Below are 19680 nucleotides of genomic sequence, written 5' to 3' on the forward strand. Positions count from 1 at the left end.
GCGTTGCTGACGTTTTCTAACGTGCCGCTCAAAAAATCGCCCTAACACTGTCCGCTACGCTATCGGTCTGGGCCTATCCTACATTTTTTTAACAGGACCTGTCAGAACCACTGCGGCGATATTTTTTGGCAAATAGCGGCATCAGCGAGAGCACCATCAACAGGCTCAAGCAGAGGATAACGGGCCACCAATCCCCCCCCCGCAAAGCGTCAACTCCAGTTACCCCCAACCAGGTATAGGCCATGGTGCCTGGAATAATGCCAATCAGCGTACCCACGGCATAGGGAGTGACCGCAATGTTGGTCAGACCAAATAAGAAATTCACTACATTAAAAGGTGAAATCGGCGCAAATCGGATAGCCAACACACAGGTCAGCGCCTGTTGCTGCATCGTGTGGTCCAACCGTTTATAAACCCCCTGAAATCGAGGATGGCTGCAAAATCGGCGCTTAAACCAACCATGGAGTAAATAACGAGCCAGCCAGAAGGCTACCACTGCCCCAACGGTCGCGCCAATAATTGACCACAGGGTGCCCCAGACTAAACCAAATAAAGCCCCTCCCAGGATAACCAGCACCGTGCCTGGCACTCCAACAGAAGCCGCCAACGTATGGGCTCCCAGAAAAACTGGAATCTGCCAGTTACCAGCACTGTGCAACAGATCTGTTAATGCCTGATGGTCAAATAAAATTCGGGTTAATCGCCAAGAAATAGGGGCAATTGCCGCGATAACCAACAGACCCCAAACATATTTTTTTCGGACCATGGCGATACGGATAAAAAAATATGAGTATTAAAAAACTATGGCAGCTGAAGTAACCAAAAACGGATTTGCCAAAAAAGACTTGCAACCACCATAGCTTGTTATGAGAAATTACTTAAACCTCAGACATCAAACTTGCATCTGTTTCTGGGTTTGAACTAAGACTCAACAGGTGTCGTTTGAGACGTTTCGGGCAGTGATTCTTGCAGTGATTTGCGAGCAACCTTAGTAACAATAAAGACAACGGCAAAGGTAGCCACCAGTCCGATGATTAAGAACGCCCACTCAGCCGGAGTTCTCTGTTGGCCAGCCGCAGCGCTACCGACAACACCACCGAGGTACACGTATAAAATTGTTCCAGGTAAAATGCCGACTGTACCGAGCACATAGTCAGTCAGGGACACATTCGTTAGTCCTAGGGCATAGTTTAGTAAATTAAACGGAAACGCCGGCGACAGACGCACCAAAAAGATAATCTTGCGACCTTCTTTTTCAATGGCATCGTAGATAGCCTTAAAAATACGATTGCCAGCCACCTTTTGGGATACCCAATCGCGGGCTAGATAGCGACCAATTAAAAACGCAGCCGTTGCCCCTAGCATGGCCCCAATAAAAACTAGGATGGTGCCTTTGACAATGCCAAAGACGGCCCCAGCCCCCAGAGTCACCACCGATGCTGGCAAGAACGAAACGGTGATGACGATGTACATGATGATAAAGACAATGGGGGCAATTGCTCCCAAGCCTTCAATCCAATTCAGCGCGTTTTGTAATGTCCCTTGAATGCCGCCAGCCGCTTCTTGAGCCATAGCTGGAGCGGCTGTCAGTAACACCATTCCCATAACAGCCAATGCCATAGATTTGAATAGCAATTTAGTCAATTTTGGCAGATGTCTGCCAGAGATGATTCCAGAACGTTTCATTACCCATACTCCTGTAATTTTTTTTGAGAAAAACGTATTCTAGGCCGCCATTGCCTGGCTTAGACCAAAGACCCACCACAGCTAGAACCACTGCCAGCGGTACAGCCAAAACAATAGGATCTTGTTTGCACATGGTCGATGACATTCAGCGTGCCCCGCTCAAGTAAAGACTTGATTGTGAGCGGCTGTCCCTGGGCATCCAGTGCCGGTAATCCCTCCATTTGGTTAAAGTCGCAGTCATACACCTGGCCCAAATAGTCAACCGATAGCTCATTGCGACACATCAAATGCGCGACGGTGCCGGCATTGTGATGCTTGGCTAAAAAGTGTAAGTAGGGCTCGTGGAGCTGACGATGTTTCAGGTGAAATTTGGTACGGCCAATGGGCAGGTTGGTAATGGTAAATAGACTATTAAACCGAATACCAAAATGCTCGTAGAGGTAAGCCTTATAGTCTTTCTCTAAGCCACCTTGCCCTGGAGTTAGAGAAAAGTTTTCGGACGTTGGCACGGGTGGGTTATAGACCAGATCAATAATGAGATTTGGATCGTGACCGTAACCTTTTTGATTGAGCAACTGCAGAGCCTGAATGGAGTCTTGATATACCCCCTGGCCTCGCATCTTATCGACGTTATCTTCTAGATAACAGGGAAGTGAGGCTACGACCCGCAGCTGGTTTTGAGCAAAATAATCAGGCAGATCCTCATAGCCAGGCTCAAAAAAGATTGTCAAATTTGAACGCACAATGACTTCTTTTCCCTGATTACGAGCTGCTGCCACAATGGGACGAAACCCATAGTTCATCTCTGGGGCACCGCCGGTCAAATCCACCGTTTGAATTTGTGGAAAGCGATGAATCATATCCACTAGCTGGTCACAGACCTCAGGGGATAGTTCCTCAGTACGTTGCGGTCCAGCTTCCACATGACAGTGACTACAGCTGAGGTTGCATTTGCGGCCTAAATTGATTTGTAAAACAGTGATATTAGTTTTGGTCAATGGTTGACCTAAAGCAGCCTCAAAACTGGGTATTGTCTGCGGAGCAATTTTTGACTGGACCATAGCCTAGATAAATGGGTAGTTTAGATAACGCAGCCAGGAAGGTTTACTTCCATGACTGTCATTGAACGATACCTTGCTGAATTTTTCCTGAAAGCAAAGCAGGAAAATGATAAGATTGCCGAATTGCCGTACAGCAAAAGGATTCGGCTGATACGTCAGTGCATTTTAGCTGTCTTTGCGTACTTAAAAATGTGCGGCTATGTTCGATTGTATTAATCAAAGTTTTAATCCTATGGCTAAGCCGTTGACCGATAAGGAAGTCGCCAGGCTGATTAGTGAAGCCAATGTTTTCCTAAAAGCGGAGCGACTTTGATGCGCTCTGCTTCGGGGCGGTGGAATGATTTATTTTTAAGGCACATTCCCGCCGAAGCCGGACAGCAAATGAGCTAAGCCCTATCAACTCTCTTAAGTAGATACGATTTTCATTCAAGACACAATGCCCCTGGCTTTTGCTGGGGGTTTTACTGTTGCAGTAAATAACCCCTGAGGCACCGAGCACCAGCAGTACTGTATATAGGACGCACACATCAGATATAGGACACACACATCAGTCCCCCATGAGAATCATCCTTTCCGCCCTCATCGCGTCGCAATCGATAGTGGTTTCAAGGATATCGTCAACGACCCGCATGGTTACTCGAACCCCCTGACTGACTGACAAAAGTTAGTCAGTCAGCTGCATAACACACGGTTTTCAACCCTTCAAAAGACCAAAAGTCGTTCTGATGTAATACAAGAACGCTGTGGGAACGCTGCAGGAACACTACGGGAGCGTCCAGTTTACTAGAGTGAACTCATTGCTTTTAGCAAGATTAGAACTACATCTGAGGAATCTCATCATGAAACTATTTTCCTTAACAACGCTAGTTTGTGCAACTACGCTGGGAGTGACCAGACTAATGCCTGTACCAGCGGGGTAATCGGTAAATGTGCGCTCTGGGGTTACCATCCCCAACAAACAGAACAAGGCTATTCTTTGCAGCCATTTCACCAGGCCTGTACTCGTAGTAGTTAGGCATATTCACCAAGGAGACTAAGACATGAGAGAGAGTGCCCAGGGTGCCAACTCAGGAGAAACGGATAGGCGAGTAGATGGATCTGAACGGATAGCCATCATTGGTGCCGGAGTCTCCGGTGTGGCTGTCGGGAATGTCTGGAAGAAATGCGGCTACGACGTGACGATCTTCGAAGCCTCCGACACCATCGGTGGTCAGTGGACCAAGACCTACCCTGGTGTGACGCTTCAAAACACGTCACCGCAATATCAATTTGGAGAGTTTCCCTGGCCCTTCAAACCGGATCGCCACCCCACCAGTGAGCAGATACTCTGCTATATCCGAGCCGCCGCTGAGGCCTTCGAGCTTGATATCCGGCTTGAACACCGAGTAACCCGTATGGTAGAAACCGATTCGGGATGGGCGCTCAGCATCAACAATGAAGCGAAGACTGAGGTTTTCTCCTACGTCGTCATCGCCACTGGGCAATACCCAGGCGGCAAGGAAAAGTGGCTTCCGCCTTTCGAAAACCTCGACCGCTTCAAGGGACAGATCGTCACCAACATTGATTCCCACGAGCTCTTCGACGGTAAACGGGTGGTGATGGTTGGTTTTGGCAAAACCGCCCTTGACTACGCGACGTGGAGTGCCCCACGCGCTGCGCAGACCGTTCATGTCTTCAGGACGCCTCGCTGGACGATCCCCGACTATCCTCTGGGCATCGATTACAGCCGCCTCTTCTTTGCCCGCTTCGGCAGCGATATGATGCCCTCCTGGATTCATAGTTCCATGCTACAGAAGTTCCTTCACAACTACCTCGGTGGTGTGGTTCAGCTCTTCTGGTGGTTCATCGCAACTCTCTTTCAGTTTCAATATCGACGCGATGCCAAGCTCGGGGGTAAATCAAACAGTGTCCTTGACGTGGTTATTCCACCCAAGTCCCAGCTTACGACTGACCTACGAAGCGCCACCGCTTTGGCTCCGCCGGACTACTATCACCACGTTGCCCACGGACGGATTCTAGCTCGGCAGGCACAGGTTGAATCCTTCAGCGAGACTGGTATTAGGTTATCGACGGGCGAACACATCGACACCGATCTGGTGTGTATTTGTGTTGGCAACAAGCCTCCCACCTATTCCTACCTACCAGATACGTATCGTACATACCTTGAGAACCAGGCAGGCGGGCCCGCTCTATACCGTCATTTGATCCATCCAAAGATACCTCGACTGGGATTTGCTGGATACAATCATGGCTTCCTTCATATCGCTACCTGCGAGGTAGGAGCACTTTGGCTCGTGGCGGTCTTTCGTGGCGATCTGAAGTTACCATCGCCAGAGGAGATGACGACCTCAGCGAAACGTGTTGCACAGTGGAAACGAGAACACACTGCCTTCGAGGCTACTTACAATCTCGCGGTCAATACCCGTTACCAGCAATATCTCGACGTGCTTTTGCAAGATCTTGGGATCTCGCAATGGCGTAAGCTACCCAACGTTGCAGCTGAGCTGTTCATGCGCTATGGTCCCACGGACTATCGCAGTATAATCGCTGAGTACCTAGAGCGGTGTAAGAAACGCAGAGCAAAGGGCATTGTGCGGCAGGTGATGCCCGTGGATACCTAATTCCATACCTACAGGTTACCGACTGGGTATAAACCATGACCTAGACGAAGGTCTACAAAAAGTAGCTGACACGGAACTATGGCTGTGAGGTTCGTCTTTTTGTCTAGTTGAAACTCATCGAACACCACACCCCTGACTTTTGCTAGGGGTGTTTTCTTTTGGGTGGGTGGGGCTCCTTTTTTTGACCACAAACTTACCTATGATTCTGTTGCTAGCCTCATGAGCGTATCTGTGAGGACGGTACAGCGATCGATAAGGCAGGGATTTGAACGGTGATGGTAATTCTGTCTAAACTTCTTCTGCGCGGCAGTGTCCCTCACCGACATGTCCCAACCCTTTGTAGATATCAGCCAGCTGAATTTTCTCTACCTTGGTAAGCTTTGTTTCCAGGTCTTCAGGTGTTAAATTAACGACGCCATCTTGTGCTAAAGCTGCAAATGGATCAAAACCCAGCGCCCCTCGGTTTATTATCTCGTCTGCAGGTGCATCGATATCGCCAAAAAGATGATCGAAGTGAAAGGTGGCTTCCACATCAGCTGTTCCCTCTGGTTCTAGAATCCCTTTGCGCTGATCACCGACAAAATCGCCGCAGAAAAATGCTAACGACGGATTCATGGTAATTTCAAACGGAATCGTTGTACCATCACGGGTTGCTGCGCCTATGAGCACTAATGATGGTTCGGTGTCTGAAAACAGCTCCCAAGACAAGGCATTGTAGCGACCGGCTGGCGTTTCTACCTGTTTTACAAGAATAGGGGCAGCGTTTTCGTTGCCCTCGGCCAGATCCACCTTAGCTGATTCTGTCAGCAAGACATTGATTTCAGCGGCAATTTCCACATCCGTATCCGGATTGAAGGGGGGCTCTGACTGGTAGGCAATAACGTTCTGAATGTTGGCATAAACATAGTCAAACTCAATTTGCCAACCATCTTTACTGGTAAATCCCTGCCGGATAAAGTCCTCGCCGTTGGCACGTAGCTCTAGGGTGCCAACCTGCGCATCGGGCGACTGGGTACAAGCGATAGTACCTAATAAGAATGGGATAACAGCCAAACTCAAAGACCAAGTCCTGTCCATATCTTCTCCTAAAACAGCTCTCTTGTTAAAATTCTGTTCCTTGTCCAAATGAGTACGAACAGTAACCTCTGTCGGATTTAAACTTTCAATCTATTAGCCAATCACCTGCTTTGATCTAAGCCGCCACACGTTCATCAAACAACTCAAACACCCGTTCACACCTCCGCCACTGCTGCCGCTCACCTCAGGGGATTAAGAATACTGATATACTACAGCTATGTTAAGGCAGTCGCACACTTTAATAAGACTCATGTAATCAGACTCATGTTTGTCATTCAGGACAAAAGAGTAAGTTATCGTAATCAGAGCCCTCGCTGCACTAGACATTATTGAAAAGGGACTCAACAATTCACCCAATGCATAACCCGTTTTAGCTTGCGTCTCGCTGAGAATTGTGGCAATGGCGATACCTCGGTCTTGATCTGACGATGGACAAGGTCTGCAATTTCAGTCTTTAGAACCTCTGCAACTTCCGCCTTAACTTGTCGCCTGATGAAGTTGGCTATCCTTTGACTTTGACTTGCTGTTGAATCAGTCATGCCATGGTTGAAACGTGGTTGCTATTGCGATTTATGAACTTGGAATACCTGATCAGCGCAGGTGGCTTGCCGATCACTCGCGGTTTAAATGTGGGTGCTGGTCTCGACAGATAGGAAAAACATTCACCGCCACACTAGAGCTAGTTCTGGACAGTTTAGAGTATGAAGCTGCTGGCCGCTGTAAACGTTGGGTTATTTTGAGTCGAGGTGATCGTCAAGCCCAAGAAGCAATGGACAAAGGTGTAAAGCGCTAGTGGCAGAACTATTTGCTAAAGCGACAATGTCGGTGTTGAAAAAGAGATTTTTGTGTAATTGGCAACAAGATCTGAACGGTTGTTTATAGTAACTGTCTATTATTCAAAGTCTTCGAGGTGCCTGGGTTAGTTGCCAAGCATGAACATCATGGGTAGATACTAGCGGATGGAGATGCGATCGCACTTAGCGACCCATGCTTGCTTTAAACCTTACCCCTTACAGAACAGTTCCCTTAACCATAGAAAAAACCACAGGGTTTAAGTTGAGCCCAGTTTATAAAAGCATCAGATTTGCCAAGGTCTAACCATTGACGATTGACCGGCCAACTGAACCCACAGGCACCTCTCTAAAGAATGTATAAAAGTATTCCAGGACCTGGGTGTCCCACCTAAATCCTGCAAAATCAGGGATTTGAAGCAAATTCCACCAGTACCTGAAAGGTCAGAGAGTCTTGTTTAATAGTGAATGCCACTCTTTAAACATCCCCCATGGACTGTTCTAGTGCTGATGTATGCCATAAAGTAAGAAAAATAAGATAGTTCTAGTCGCAAACTTCACGGATTTTTGGTCGTTTTACTGCTAAAAAATAGCTCATTATTCAGCCATTTCTATTAGCTTCATCTGGGGTATTTATCAGGATTATCTCAGCTTAACTAGATACAGTCATTACAGAGCAACAAACCTTGTCCAGGTCTAAAACTGTAGTGTTGCCATAGCAGAAGTAAACGGTTGTACCTGGACGTGATGTAAGTGCCTATCTGTGCTGTCATACTCTGTGCGTCATTCTAATGAAATTTGATCCAGGCCGTATTCAATTTCGTCTTACCGCTGGCATGGTGCTAGCCTCCATTCTTGGTTTTGGTGGTATGACCGCCTGGAGCAACTTTAGAATGCAGCAAATCCTGATTAAGGGCCATAAGGAAAATGCCTATGAAATTGCGGAGCGATTTGGCCAGGATGTAGCCTGGATGGATGAAACAATGCCATCCCAGGAGGCTCTACAAAAGGTCATCAACTATCGCTCAACGGCTGATACCGCCATTTGGATTCGCTCCCCAGAAGGAGAGATTATTGCCAAGTCCGATACGCTCGAAATGGGCTCTTGGGAAAAAGATGGCTTTGCAGACGAAATTATCCAGCTGCCTTCCACAACGCAGCTATCGACAATTGAGGTTCAAGATCGTCAGCTCATCGCCTGTATTGCCCCTTTAGTGGTCAATGGCACTGAATTGGGCATTTTGTTTGTCATTGATGATATTACTCAAAACCAGCGGAGTTTTGCCACGGTTAATCGCGACCTAACCCTGGCCAGCATTTTCTTTATTGGTTTATCGGCGATTGTGATTACCCTCTATGTGCGGCAATCTATCAAACCGATTCGCAAGATGAATGAGCTAGCAGCCAATGTGTGCTCTGATAATTTGGCAGATACCCATCTAGAATTTGATCGGGCTCCCACCGAAGTACGGGAGCTAGCCCAGGCCTTTAACATGATGCTGGGTCGGCTATCCGCCGCCTGGGATCAGCAGCGTCGATTTGTGAGTGATGTCTCCCATGAGCTGCGCACCCCACTGACTCTAGTGCATGGATATTTGCAAAGCACGTTGCGCCGCTGTAACACTCTGAGTGAGCCCCAGCGCGAAGGGTTAGAAATTGCGGCAACAGAGGCCGATCGCACCATTCGTATGCTGCAGGATCTGCTGGACCTGGCGCGGGCTGACGGTGGCCACATGCGATTCCATATTGAACGGGTGCCCCTCAAGGAATTGATTCTCAACACCATTGAAATGTGTGGCTATGCTAACGATCGAGTCAAAGTGGAGCTGCAAAGTGGTGGTATTGAGGCACGGGCCGATCGCAATCGCCTCAAGCAGGTATTGATTAATTTAATCGACAATGGTGTCAAATATTCTGAAGACAATACGGTCGTAACTGTCAGGCTAAAACAGGAAGATGAATGGGCTGTGATTCAGATTTGCGATCGCGGTCGTGGTGTACCTATGACTGACCTCACCCAAATCTTTGATCCCTTTTACCGCGTTGATGAAGATCGTTCACGGGCCACAGGGGGAACCGGGCTAGGTCTATCCATTGTCAAAACCTTAGTTGAAGGCATGCGCGGAAAAATTAAGGTCCAGTCCACGCCAGGTGAAGGTAGTATATTCACCGTTAGTCTGCCATCCTAGCCACCTAACGTTAATATATTCACCAATATACTCACCGTTAGTCTGCTTTCTGAGTCGGATTATTGCCGGAGTCAATCACCATGACAGAGACCGCCGCCAAAATTTTGGTCATCGAAGACGAGACCCAGCTTGCCAAATTTGTGCAAATGGAACTCTCCTACGAAGGTTACGATGTGTCCATTGCTAATGATGGCTTATCCGGTCTGATGGCAGCTCGCGACAGTATGCCAGACCTGATTTTACTCGACTGGATGATGCCGGGATTAGCTGGTGTGGAAGTCTGCCGCCGTTTGCGCAGTACCGGCGCACAGATGCCGATTATCTTTCTGACTGCTAAAGATGATGTGGCTGATCGCGTGGCTGGGTTAGACGCTGGAGCCGATGACTATGTGGTCAAGCCCTTTAGTATTGAAGAACTACTGGCCCGCGTACGCGCCCATTTGCGCCGCAACGATCCGCAAGAAGCTGAAGCCCTACAGTTTGAAACCCTCACCCTCAACCGCAAAACCCGTGAAGTCTTTCGCAGCGACCGAGGTATTGAGCTAACCGCCAAAGAATTTGACCTGTTAGATTATTTAATCGCCCATCCTCGCCAGGTGCTGACCCGCGACCAGATTTTAGAAAAAGTCTGGGGCTATGACTTTATGGGAGATTCCAACATTATTGAAGTGTATATTCGCTATTTACGGTTAAAGCTGGAGGCGGAAGGTGAGAAGCGGTTAATCCAGACCGTGCGCGGCGTGGGCTACGTGTTGCGGGAGTGATGACTTGAACCCAACCACTATTGAACTTGATCTAATCCGGATTGCCTGGGCCTTGGGTCTGGCTGCTGTTGCTATTGGTCTTTCGCTTTGGCAGCAGCTGGGTCTGGCCGGTACGCTGGCCCTGGCCACACTGCGAACCGTTGTGCAGCTGTTTGCGGTAGGAATTTTTCTCTCCATTGTCTTTACCCTGCGCAATCCTGGTCTGATTATCCTGGTGCTGCTGGTGATGACCACCGTGGCCGCTTTGACCGCCCGTAATCGCATTGGTAAAGATATTCCGCAGCTAGTGTTCTGGCTCTGGGGGGCGATTCTCACCAGTACGGCCCTCACCATTACCTACACAATGACGGTGGTGGTACGTCCCGAACTATGGTATGAACCCCGCTATCTGATTCCTCTGACGGGGATGGTTTTGGGCAATTCACTAACGGCAGCTTCATTAGCCGGTGAGCGTTTGGTCAATGCCCTCCGCAATAATCGCACCGAGATTGAGACTCACCTTAGTTTGGGGGCAACTCCTGGACAAGCGATCTCAACCTATCGTCGTGACGCCATCAAAGCCGGTCTAATTCCTACCATCAACTCAATGATGGTCGTTGGATTAGTTACCCTACCCGGCATGATCACTGGTCAAATCTTAGGTGGAGCCGACCCATTAAATGCGGCCCTCTACCAGATGCTGATCATGTTTATGCTGGCCTTTGCCACACTCACCACCGCCATTTTGGTTAGCTATGCCATCAAGCAACAGTTTTTTAACAACGCCATGCAGCTGATCGATCCAAAGAATAACAACGCCATGCAGCTGATCGATCCAAAGAAAGGGAAATAGAAAACCAATTGATCCACCCCGCTGCTCCTCCCTGGAGCTACCGTGTATACACAATTCGGAAAGTAGTTCCAGTTTGCGAGACCACTCTTCGAACAGAGTAAAGCTCTACATCCCCCAGTCCCTTATCCCGCAAGGAGAAAGGGAGTCAAAGTCCCTCTCCCACAGGGAGAGGGACTTTGGGTGAGGGCCAACCCCGAGTTCTAATACTTTCAGCCATTGTCTCTGACTTATGTATACACAGTAGCCTCCCTGGAGGGAGTAATGTGTCGACTGACGATTTGGATTTTGAAAATAGAAGCGTTCTTGTACTGCTCACCGCTAAACGACAACAAACATCTCAGCTGTCATCTCAACCGCCAGCACATTCTCCACCTGAGCTAGCACCTCAGTCCCAACCGAAATTGTTGCCACATCATCCTGTTGACCCAAAGAAAGATCGGCAAAGACTAACCCATCCGCCAAACCAATAAAGTCGATACCAACTTCAAAATCTTTAATCACATCAGTACCTTCTCCAGTCGCCAGGATAAACGTATCGGCTCCGCTACCACCAGAGTTATCATCACCCATAAGCGTGTCATTACCCAGACCGCCACGCAGCAGATCATCGCCATCATCGCCCCACAGGAGATCATTGCCTTCACCCCCCAAGAGCGTATCATTGCCGCCCTTACCGCCAAGGCGATCATCACCACCGAGACCCATGAGTAGGTCATCACCACCAATACCGCCGCCAGAGTCTCGCGAGTTCAAGTCTCCTCGCAACACATTATCGTCGTCATTGCCAATAATCTGATCATTACCCAGTTCACCAGCAGCGAGTTCTATGCCTGAACTCATTTCGAGCATGTCGTCGTTAGCGGTGCCGATTACAGGATCAGTATCTGTAGGGTCATTAGGCTCCGGGCTAGGTTCGGGCTCCGGCTCCGGGTTGGGCTCCGGTTCGGGTTCGGGCTCGGGTTCGGGTTCGGGCTCGGGCTCGGGTTCAGGCTCGGGTTCGGGTTCGGGTTCAGGCTCGGGTTCGGGTTCAGGTTGTGGTTCGGGCTGAGGTTCAGGCTCGGGCTCAGGTTCAGGCTCGGGTTCTGGCTCCGGTTCCGTGCCGGGTTGTCGAACGCCTAGGACGATGGTCCAGTAGTCAAAAAAGTTGTTCTGACCAGTGTCATTAGGAAGAAAAACATGACCTACACCGAGATCTTCCACATGGGGATTTAATATGTTGGCTAGATGCCCTGGACTGGTCTTCCAGTCTTGAAAGACTTCATTGGCGGTATATTGTCCGGCACCAATGTTTTCAACAGCTGTTCGATATGTGTAGCCTACATCGGTCAGTCTTTCTCCCAGGGTGGAACCATCGGAACCAATGTGATTAACGGTTTTGTCACTGTAGGCGATGTCGTCAGTATGTTCCTGGGCAGCTTCGTCTAGCTGTGTGTCAAGTACAACTGGGCTGAGGTGATGTAATCCACGCTCGCCATTAACTAGTGATAGAAACTTTTGATCCAATAATTCTTGTTCGGTTAATGTAGTCATTTTTATAAGTATTTCGGATCGGTATGTGGGTCACTGTTCTTTTTTATCCGCCGACCTATAGCCAAACCCATGGTGCTAACACTGAACTTCAAGGAAAGTTTTTGAAGGCTATTCGAGTTGTTGTTGAATGTACTGAGCGTGTTTCAGGAATTGTTGTTATGAGAATGCAGAGATGAGTAAATCTTTATGAGGAGGTGTCCGTGTATTTGCTGTCTTGGGAAGAAGGATGGGAAAAATCATACAAATTAGACATGGTTTCTGCATTGGGCATACGTCTTAATGGGCTTTATTGGCATCAACTTTGGACTCACCATTCCCGAGGGGATGGGTCCCTTCGCCTTGGAACAACTTACCGCTCCAGAGGCCGGTGCCGCCATTAACTGGGCCACGATTCTTGCCCTAGGCTTAGGCGATATTGTTGCCATTGACTTTATGGCGCGGGTCTTTGCCGCCGACAGTCCAGAAACCGCTCAACGCGCCTGTTTAATTGGGAGCTTAGGCACCGTATTGATTGGCGTTCCATTCTCGATCGTGGCTTTGTCTGTCAACAGAATTCTTGAGCAAGTCGGCATCACACCGGATGGTCCCGTTTTGTTTGGTTTGTTGCAGGGTGTGATTCCGCCTACCATTGGTTTAGTCATTATCGCAGCGATCATGTCAGCGTCGTTATCGACGGCAGACGGGGCGATTTTAGGCACATCATCGGTAATTGCCCACAATGTTATCGGTATCCGCCATACCCATCACCATGGTGCATCTGGTGGGGACAAGCTGTTACTCATTACCCGAGTGATGGCGATTGTGATTACGCTATTGGGAGTGTTTTTTGCGATGCGGATTCCCCAGACAGGTGTGCTGCTGCTAGCCTTTGATTTAGGGTTTGCTGGCTTGGTGGTACCACTAACAGGTGGGTTATTTTGGCTCCGTTCGACCTGGCAAGGGGCTCTAGCCTGCATCATTGTGGGATCACTTACCCGACTATTTTTCTTTGTGATGATGCCAACCATGTTTGGGGTGGATAATACGCTACTGTATATTCCCAATCCGTTATTTCAGAGTAGCTTTGATGGATTTCCAACGTTAATTAGTCCGTTGATTGGGCTAGTTGTGTTTGTGGTTGTTTTTCATCTGACCTATCAACCGGTGAAGGCTCAAGAACCACTGATGGCTATCCATGAGGTCAATCGGTAAACCTGAGGGGACTGCTTAAAGGTTTATTGACTGAGATTAACTCCTTCACAGAGTTTGCGATCGCCCCCTTCTAGTTGACGATTAGTCGTCAAATAAGTATTCACCACTTGACAAGCGTTACCCATCAGTTTGGCCAGGCTCAGCTCAGCTAGGTCCCACACAATCACCTGCTCATCGGCCCCAGCCGACACCAGATGCGTACTCTCAGGATGAAATCCCAGGTCATTAATCCCATTCCTATGCCTCACCAACTCGATCAGTGGGCTCAGCTGAGCATGATTCACCGTCCACAAGCTGATGCGATTATCCGCATCCACAGCTGCCAAATATTGACCATCAGCGCTAAATCTAATCTGGTTAAACGTTGTCTCATTGTTTAGTCTCGTCTGTTCTGTGCCGTCTAAACTCCACAACCGGAGAGTATTATCGTCACTACCAGAAGCCAAGAGGGGAGTCTCGCCAGTCCTAAAGCTAAAGGTATGAATCGTATCGTCGTGGGTGAGGGTGGTCAGGGCATCGTCCGCCAAATGCCAAATTTGCAGCGTTGTTCCGTAGGAACGAATGGCCACATGGCTACCATCGGGACTAAATCGCGCTTCGGCAGAACCCGGTGTTACTCCGTCTTGTTCAGAAAGAATCTTGAGCACCTCTCCAGTGGCCGACACTAAAGACACTTCTGTTCCAGTGGTAACCACCACCAGGGTGCCATCAGGGCTGATATCAACGCTATTGACCGGGGCAGGATAGTCCCAGGTGTGCAACAGATCCCCCGTGAGAGTTTGGATCTGCACCTGGTTCTGGCTGGCAATGGCTAGCACCTCCTCAGAGTCTTCGCCCCTCGACCAGAGACCAACGCTGATATCCCTAAGGGCGTTCTCAAAGGGCCAGGACTGCAATCGTTCACCAGTATTGGACCACAGCTCCAAGGTAGACCCAGTGCGAGTTGCCACCCGCGAACCATCTTGATTCAACGCTAGCTGGTCAACACTCTTTTGGTAGAGAGGAGGTTGAATAATATCTTCTCCACGTCGCCACAGTCGAATCACATTGTCACGGCTGGCAATTATCAGAGCTTTACTGTCGGGGGTAAACACGGCATCTACCATATCCCGGTCCTGAGGAAACACCTGAGCAGTCCGCTGGTTCAGATCCCAGAGCAAGATTTGTTTACTGCTGTCTGTGGTGACGACAGTCTGTCCATCGGGGCTAAACCGCACGCTGTTTACCCAGCCATCGTGGAGTAGCGGCTCAAGCTCTTCCCCAGCTGTCGTCCATAGCTGCACCGCTTTGTCACCTGCAGCAGCAATTATGGGAGTTTGTCCAGGTTGATGTGGGCTAAACTGGGCCATATTTACCCAATTATCGCTGGATAGGGTCTGGAGAACTTTGCCCTCCAGTGTCCATAGCAATGCAGCTTTCTCAGTGGCCGTCAGCAGCCGTTGGCCATCGGCACTAAACTCAACGCTGTTGACCCAGTTTTTATGGCGAAACCGCTGAATAATTTCACCGTCCAGGGTAAGCAGGATTACTTGTTGGTTGGTTGCGATCGCAACCCTCTCCCCATCGGGGCTAAAGCTAACATCATTGGTCTTATCATCAAACCTAAAGCTGCGTATAAGTTCTCCTGTCAGGGTCCACAGCTTGACCGTCCGGTCTGCACTGGTGGAAGCCAGCATTTGCCCATCGGAACTAAAAGTCACATTGGTCACCGTCTGGTCATGACCCTCCAAGATATACAACCCCTGTCCCTGCTGATCCCACAGTCGAATTGAATGATCTCGACTAGCCGATGCGATCAGCTGACCATCTGGACTAATCGCCAGCCGCTCCACATCATTGGTATGACCTGTTAGCCGATTATGTTCTCGCCAGCCCTGTTGATAAACCGCGGTCTGTAGGGCGGTCAACACCTGGCTGTGGGTTGTATCATCCGCCCGCTTTAACTGTTTTCGCAGTTGTTGCCCCGCCCGTAGCGCCTCTAACAATCCATCAAACGAGTTGCCTGACTCGGTGAGGATTAAAGAATAACGACTTAGCGCATTAATCTGACTCTCTTGAACTGTTTCCACCTGACGCTTTTGGGCAAAGGCAAATAGCGCTAGCCCTGCCATTATCAGCCCTGCCACGATAGCGGTTAAAGCAGCTCGTCGTGCCTGTCTGAGCTGTCGCTGTTGTTCTGCCTGCTCCTGTTGTCGCAGACGATCTGCCAGTGCCTGGCTGGCCTGAATAAACCCCAGCTGGGTAGGCGTGGGCACAGGGTGTTTAGCCGTTACCAACGCCTGCTGCAGCCAGCGGTTAGCATCATCCAGTTCACCTCCTCGCAACAATATGTCGTCAGTTTTGTCTTTATGCTCCCATTCCAGTGCTTGGACCAACAGTTTAGTGTGAGCCTTTACGTGCGTCAGGTCAGTGTTCAGGGTTTTAACCAGGGTTTGAAACACCGCATCAAAGTCACTATCTGCCTGAAAAAACAACCAGTTAGCCTTACCCAGGTCAGGATGTACCAGGGGCATATCAAACCCATCTCTGCGCACAATCGGCACCAGTCGTTTGTGATAGTTAACGGCATGGTCAATTTCTTGTCTGCAAATATTAGAGGCGATGGAGTCAGGACTAATGACAAAAATCTGGTTCTGACTTAGTTTGTGTTTTGTAAAATAGAAGGAGATGGGCGTTTAGGGAGGAAGGGCCATGACACCTCGCCGCCAACGAATGACTGCTGGGGATAAAACGATCTGTATTCCAGTTCCAGAGGAGATCGACTATCTTCACCTCGTGTCAGATAGAAAAGCGTTCCGACGCTATCTAGACCGGGTGATTACGGAGCATCCTGAACTGTTTCCAGCTGAGATCACCCAAGGGTATTGTTTCCACGGGTTTGTCACCTCTGGGAAACTGAATCTAGTTACCCGTCGGATTCGGCTGAAAAGCAACCGAGAAGCTTATCAACTACGACCCGATAGTGTGATGCCTTACATGATTGGTCGCACAGACGAGGTGGAGAAAGGCCTGTATCTGAGGCGCTATGGGGTGCCCTATGAAGGTCTGGCGCATGTTTTGGGTCATTCGGCGAAGTACTGGTATCGGGCAACCCAAGCATTAGGACGACCATCGATTGTAGGGACGACGGTCAAAACAGCGGCGGCTCTCCCCCCCTAATCTGGTGTCCGATGAGAAACATACTTGGTTGTTAGGCCACCGAGTTTATGTTGCTACAACGGTTGCTATCGGCTGCTTTTTGGGGATGGCATTAGCCACAACAGCGGATACGGAGAGCTTATGCCAAGCCTATGGTGAGTTTGCCCAAGAAGCCCAAGAACTCAATCCTGACTATGTTCCGGACACGGTTAATACCGATGGTTGGGAGGCGACTCAGCAGGCCTGGCAGCGGTTGTTCCCAACCGTGACGTTGGTCCTGTGTTTTCTGCATACTGTGCTGGGCATTCAACGACTCTGCCGTCGGTATAGTCAGCTCTATGAAACCCTGACCGACAATTTATGGCGACTCTATCGCAGTGTGAATCGCCGACAATTTGCTCAACGCCTACGCCGGTTGCTCGAATGGGCCAAGACGCATGTCACGGATGCCCCCCTCCGACAAAAGCTGTTGAATTTGAAGGCTAAAGCACCTCACTTCATGGTCGCCTTTGACTTTCCCAAAGCCTATCGCACCAGCAATCAGGTCGACCGATTGATGGACTACCAAGACCGTTTACTCTATGACATGCGCTATTTTCACGGTACCTCTGAGAGTGCCCATCAGGCCTTACGAGCCATGGCTCTGCTGTGGAACTTTCATCCCTATTGCCGTAAGATTCAAACACTACCGCCCTTCTCGGCATCTCCGTTTGAAGATCTCAACGGCTTTCGCTATCACGATAACTGGCTCCATAATCTCCTGATAGCGGCCTCAATGAATGGTCGACGCTCGCCTAAACATGAGAAACACAAAATGCAGCAGAACTAGACAAAAATAAACGTATCTGCGGACTCAATTCCAGCTTTGATTTCTTCCCACCAGTCTGCTGTTAATGGGATGTCTTCCCAGTCTACCCAGGAGTCGTAATGGCTTTCGAGGAGAGCCTGATGTAGTACCTGGACAAAGGCTTTGTCTTTGCGGGAGTAGGAAATAAAGACGTCGGGCATTGGTAGTGCTTTAAAGGCCAGGGGGCTATTGTTTAATTGTAAGAGGATGGTAAGTTCTGAGGGACATATAAGGAGAAAGGATTAAGAATTGGCAGCTGGCCAAAAGACTATTGGTCAGAAAGCTATAGCTTATTTAAGCCTTCAAACTCGCAATCCTGATACTGCTGGCAAAGTCAACATTTAGAAACATTGGCAATAAGGCTAAATGTCGTCTAGGCCCCCAACCCCCAAGTGTGATATGGGGAATTCGTTCTCAGCAGAAAACTCTGAAGCTAAAGTTATCCAGGTGCACCGTAAGATTATCCAGGCCCCCTTCCGTCCCCTAACTTTGGGGGAGACTAGACTCAAAGCCCCCAGAATTGGAGAAACCCCAGAATGCCTAATTGGGAGAACGTCAATACCTCTGTAAAAGGGGGCTTTCGAGACGTTTGCCGTGTCACGAAATAATTCACCAGCAGTATCTTGGTAAGGGCAGAGGGTGGTGCCCACTAACGCCAGTCACCACCCTCTATCTATCACCTTTAATCCACTCTCACGCGCTTGGTTAAAATGGCCATCACTTCATTGGGTCGCCCGGTGGGCAGGGGTTTACTCCAGTCGTTGGGCTCGGCGTAGTGGAGCGTGTGGAGTAGGGCGATGGTGTTGCGTACGGCGGTGAGGCTGCCGAGGAGCAGGTGTCGCACGGTTTCGTATTGGTGCTCGGGTAGGGTGGTAGGCGAAACTTTGGACGCATCTGCGTCCTGTGTGGGGTCTTGAAACATGGTTCTGGTCTCCTTGTTTGTGAGGTTTAGCCCCCTCTGGGCTGAAAGGCTCAGAGGGGCTGAGGACCAGAACTCAAGGGTTAGCCACCCTCTGCAGGTGATGCAATCTGGGGTGGCTAAGGTAAACTAACCCTACGCCTCCAGGCTGCGCGCTCAGCTTGGCAGGGGAGTCATCGGTTGGGTGTTGGCGCACCCGCCGATGGCGCTAAGCAATTGAGTTCGGTAGGTCAGTGAATGACCATGGAGGAGAGCATAGGACAGAATTGTTGTTGTCGTCAAGTATGATTTGTTGAGATCAAGAAATATTGATCTTTGTTAGTGATAGTAAGGTATAGACGACTGTGATTATCAAATGTAAGATATCCCAGTCCTGAGAGGTTTTTTCCTTACTGGTTAAACTTCTTTGTCAGATCTTCCAGTTAAACATCCAAGTCAGAATTCGTTTTTATTCTTCTCTTATTTGCTCTCTATCATTGTTTGAATTTTTAGCTCGATTAATTATTATCTGTTGCTTTAATTGTTCAGGTATGTTAGTTGCTGTGTCTAAGCCTCTAACAGTATCCCAATTAGTATGAGAACTCCAGGTAATATTTTTAAGATTAGCTCCTCCTAAGTACTCTGGAAAGTAAGTTTTCTACCATTTTAGAGAGTCTTATCTTCTCGAATTTTGACATAATGCTTCTGAAATTTATCGCGTGCGGCCTCAACTGAAAATTGCCAATGGATGCGGATACGCTGGTCATGCCGTTCTTGCACCAAGGCGAGCACCGCTTGCTCTAATTGGTCTTGTGTGGGAATGCGCTGATGCAAACAGCCTCTAGCCAGTGCCGAAAACTCGATCTCAATCATATTGAGCCAACTGGCTGACTTTGGGGTGTAGTGAAACTCAAACCGTTGGGCAAGGGCAAAGGCCTCCTCAGCCGTCAGGTATTCATAGAAAGAACTGACATTATGGGTGTTGAGATTATCCTGCACAACCTGGATTTTGTCCGCATTAGGATAGCGCGCAGCTAAGGCTTGAAAAAACAGAG

18 protein-coding genes are annotated in these 19680 nt (G+C 49.1%); 9 read left to right on the top strand and 9 right to left on the bottom strand.

The genetic code is table 11. The features are described 5' to 3' along the window. Positions 1-88: 88 nt before the first annotated feature. The 3 genes from N836_RS60305 to arsS all read right to left on the bottom strand — a co-directional run bounded on the left by N836_RS60305 (position 89) and on the right by arsS (position 2747). Entirely contained in the window at positions 89-766 is a 678-nt protein-coding gene (locus N836_RS60305; RefSeq protein ID WP_023074513.1) for a TVP38/TMEM64 family protein, read from the bottom strand. A gap of 155 nt (positions 767-921) precedes the next feature. Next, complete coding sequence (locus N836_RS60310) at positions 922-1620, bottom strand: TVP38/TMEM64 family protein (RefSeq protein WP_023074514.1); 699 nt, start codon at positions 1618-1620, stop codon at positions 922-924. Between the two features lie 125 nt (positions 1621-1745). Then, on the bottom strand, positions 1746-2747 hold the full coding sequence (gene arsS / locus N836_RS60315) for an arsenosugar biosynthesis radical SAM (seleno)protein ArsS (protein ID WP_023074515.1): 1002 nt from the start codon (positions 2745-2747) through the stop codon (positions 1746-1748). Between the two features lie 868 nt (positions 2748-3615). On the opposite strand from arsS, the gene N836_RS78220 reads away from it, so the two are divergent. Together N836_RS78220 and N836_RS60320 are read left to right on the top strand one after the other, a co-directional pair. Beyond that, positions 3616-3762 carry an ADYC domain-containing protein gene (locus N836_RS78220; RefSeq protein WP_235071133.1) on the top strand — a complete coding sequence of 49 codons (147 nt, stop codon included), beginning with the start codon at positions 3616-3618 and terminating at the stop codon, positions 3760-3762. Between the two features lie 25 nt (positions 3763-3787). After that, the gene (locus tag N836_RS60320; RefSeq protein WP_023074517.1) at positions 3788-5368 is read left to right on the top strand and encodes a flavin-containing monooxygenase; all 1581 of its coding nucleotides are present in this window, start codon (positions 3788-3790) and stop codon (positions 5366-5368) included. A gap of 288 nt (positions 5369-5656) precedes the next feature. On the opposite strand, the gene N836_RS60325 is transcribed toward N836_RS60320, so the two are convergent. Next, positions 5657-6445 (bottom strand): hypothetical protein, encoded by a 789-nt coding sequence (locus tag N836_RS60325; protein ID WP_023074518.1) that lies wholly within the window; start codon positions 6443-6445, stop codon positions 5657-5659. Between the two features lie 685 nt (positions 6446-7130). On the opposite strand from N836_RS60325, the gene N836_RS78225 reads away from it, so the two are divergent. The 4 genes from N836_RS78225 (at position 7131) to N836_RS60345 (ending at position 11021) form a co-directional block, all read left to right on the top strand. Continuing rightward, on the top strand, positions 7131-7238 hold the full coding sequence (locus tag N836_RS78225) for a hypothetical protein (RefSeq protein WP_235071134.1): 108 nt from the start codon (positions 7131-7133) through the stop codon (positions 7236-7238). A gap of 789 nt (positions 7239-8027) precedes the next feature. Further along, complete coding sequence (locus N836_RS60335) at positions 8028-9425, top strand: sensor histidine kinase (RefSeq protein ID WP_023074520.1); 1398 nt, start codon at positions 8028-8030, stop codon at positions 9423-9425. 80 nt (positions 9426-9505) lie between these two features. Beyond that, the gene (locus tag N836_RS60340; RefSeq protein WP_023074521.1) at positions 9506-10189 is read left to right on the top strand and encodes a response regulator transcription factor; all 684 of its coding nucleotides are present in this window, start codon (positions 9506-9508) and stop codon (positions 10187-10189) included. A 4-nt stretch (positions 10190-10193) separates the two neighbouring features. Beyond that, a complete protein-coding gene (locus N836_RS60345; protein ID WP_023074522.1) occupies positions 10194-11021 on the top strand; it encodes an ABC transporter permease in 828 nt (275 codons plus the stop codon). 318 nt (positions 11022-11339) lie between these two features. Here the strand turns inward: N836_RS60345 and N836_RS77155 are convergent, their stop codons facing one another. Further along, the gene (locus N836_RS77155; RefSeq protein ID WP_023074523.1) at positions 11340-12551 is read right to left on the bottom strand and encodes a CAP domain-containing protein; all 1212 of its coding nucleotides are present in this window, start codon (positions 12549-12551) and stop codon (positions 11340-11342) included. A 279-nt stretch (positions 12552-12830) separates the two neighbouring features. Here N836_RS77155 and N836_RS60355 point away from each other — a divergent pair, with 279 nt between their 5' ends. Further along, the gene (locus N836_RS60355) at positions 12831-13742 is read left to right on the top strand and encodes a sodium:solute symporter family transporter (protein ID WP_023074524.1); all 912 of its coding nucleotides are present in this window, start codon (positions 12831-12833) and stop codon (positions 13740-13742) included. 23 nt (positions 13743-13765) lie between these two features. Here N836_RS60355 and N836_RS60360 read toward each other — a convergent pair whose 3' ends face one another. Next, the gene (locus N836_RS60360; RefSeq protein WP_023074525.1) at positions 13766-16285 is read right to left on the bottom strand and encodes a WD40 repeat domain-containing protein; all 2520 of its coding nucleotides are present in this window, start codon (positions 16283-16285) and stop codon (positions 13766-13768) included. A 148-nt stretch (positions 16286-16433) separates the two neighbouring features. On the opposite strand from N836_RS60360, the gene N836_RS73630 reads away from it, so the two are divergent. Together N836_RS73630 and N836_RS76025 are read left to right on the top strand one after the other, a co-directional pair. Beyond that, entirely contained in the window at positions 16434-16901 is a 468-nt protein-coding gene (locus N836_RS73630) for a hypothetical protein (RefSeq protein WP_051394632.1), read from the top strand. A gap of 4 nt (positions 16902-16905) precedes the next feature. Continuing rightward, complete coding sequence (locus N836_RS76025) at positions 16906-17709, top strand: hypothetical protein (protein ID WP_051394633.1); 804 nt, start codon at positions 16906-16908, stop codon at positions 17707-17709. Here the strand turns inward: N836_RS76025 and N836_RS60370 are convergent. The 3 genes from N836_RS60370 to N836_RS60380 all read right to left on the bottom strand — a co-directional run. Continuing rightward, entirely contained in the window at positions 17706-17888 is a 183-nt protein-coding gene (locus N836_RS60370; protein ID WP_023074528.1) for a toll/interleukin-1 receptor domain-containing protein, read from the bottom strand. The two genes, N836_RS76025 and N836_RS60370, sit on opposite strands and share 4 nt — an antisense overlap. Positions 17889-18409: 521 nt before the next feature. Beyond that, a complete protein-coding gene (locus tag N836_RS60375; protein ID WP_023074529.1) occupies positions 18410-18649 on the bottom strand; it encodes a hypothetical protein in 240 nt (79 codons plus the stop codon). A gap of 642 nt (positions 18650-19291) precedes the next feature. Next, positions 19292-19680, bottom strand: a 389-nt coding sequence (locus N836_RS60380) for a transposase (protein ID WP_023071803.1), incomplete at its 5' end; no start/stop codon positions are given.

This window comes from Leptolyngbya sp. Heron Island J (assembly GCF_000482245.1).
Lineage (GTDB): Bacteria > Cyanobacteriota > Cyanobacteriia > Phormidesmidales > Phormidesmidaceae > Leptothoe.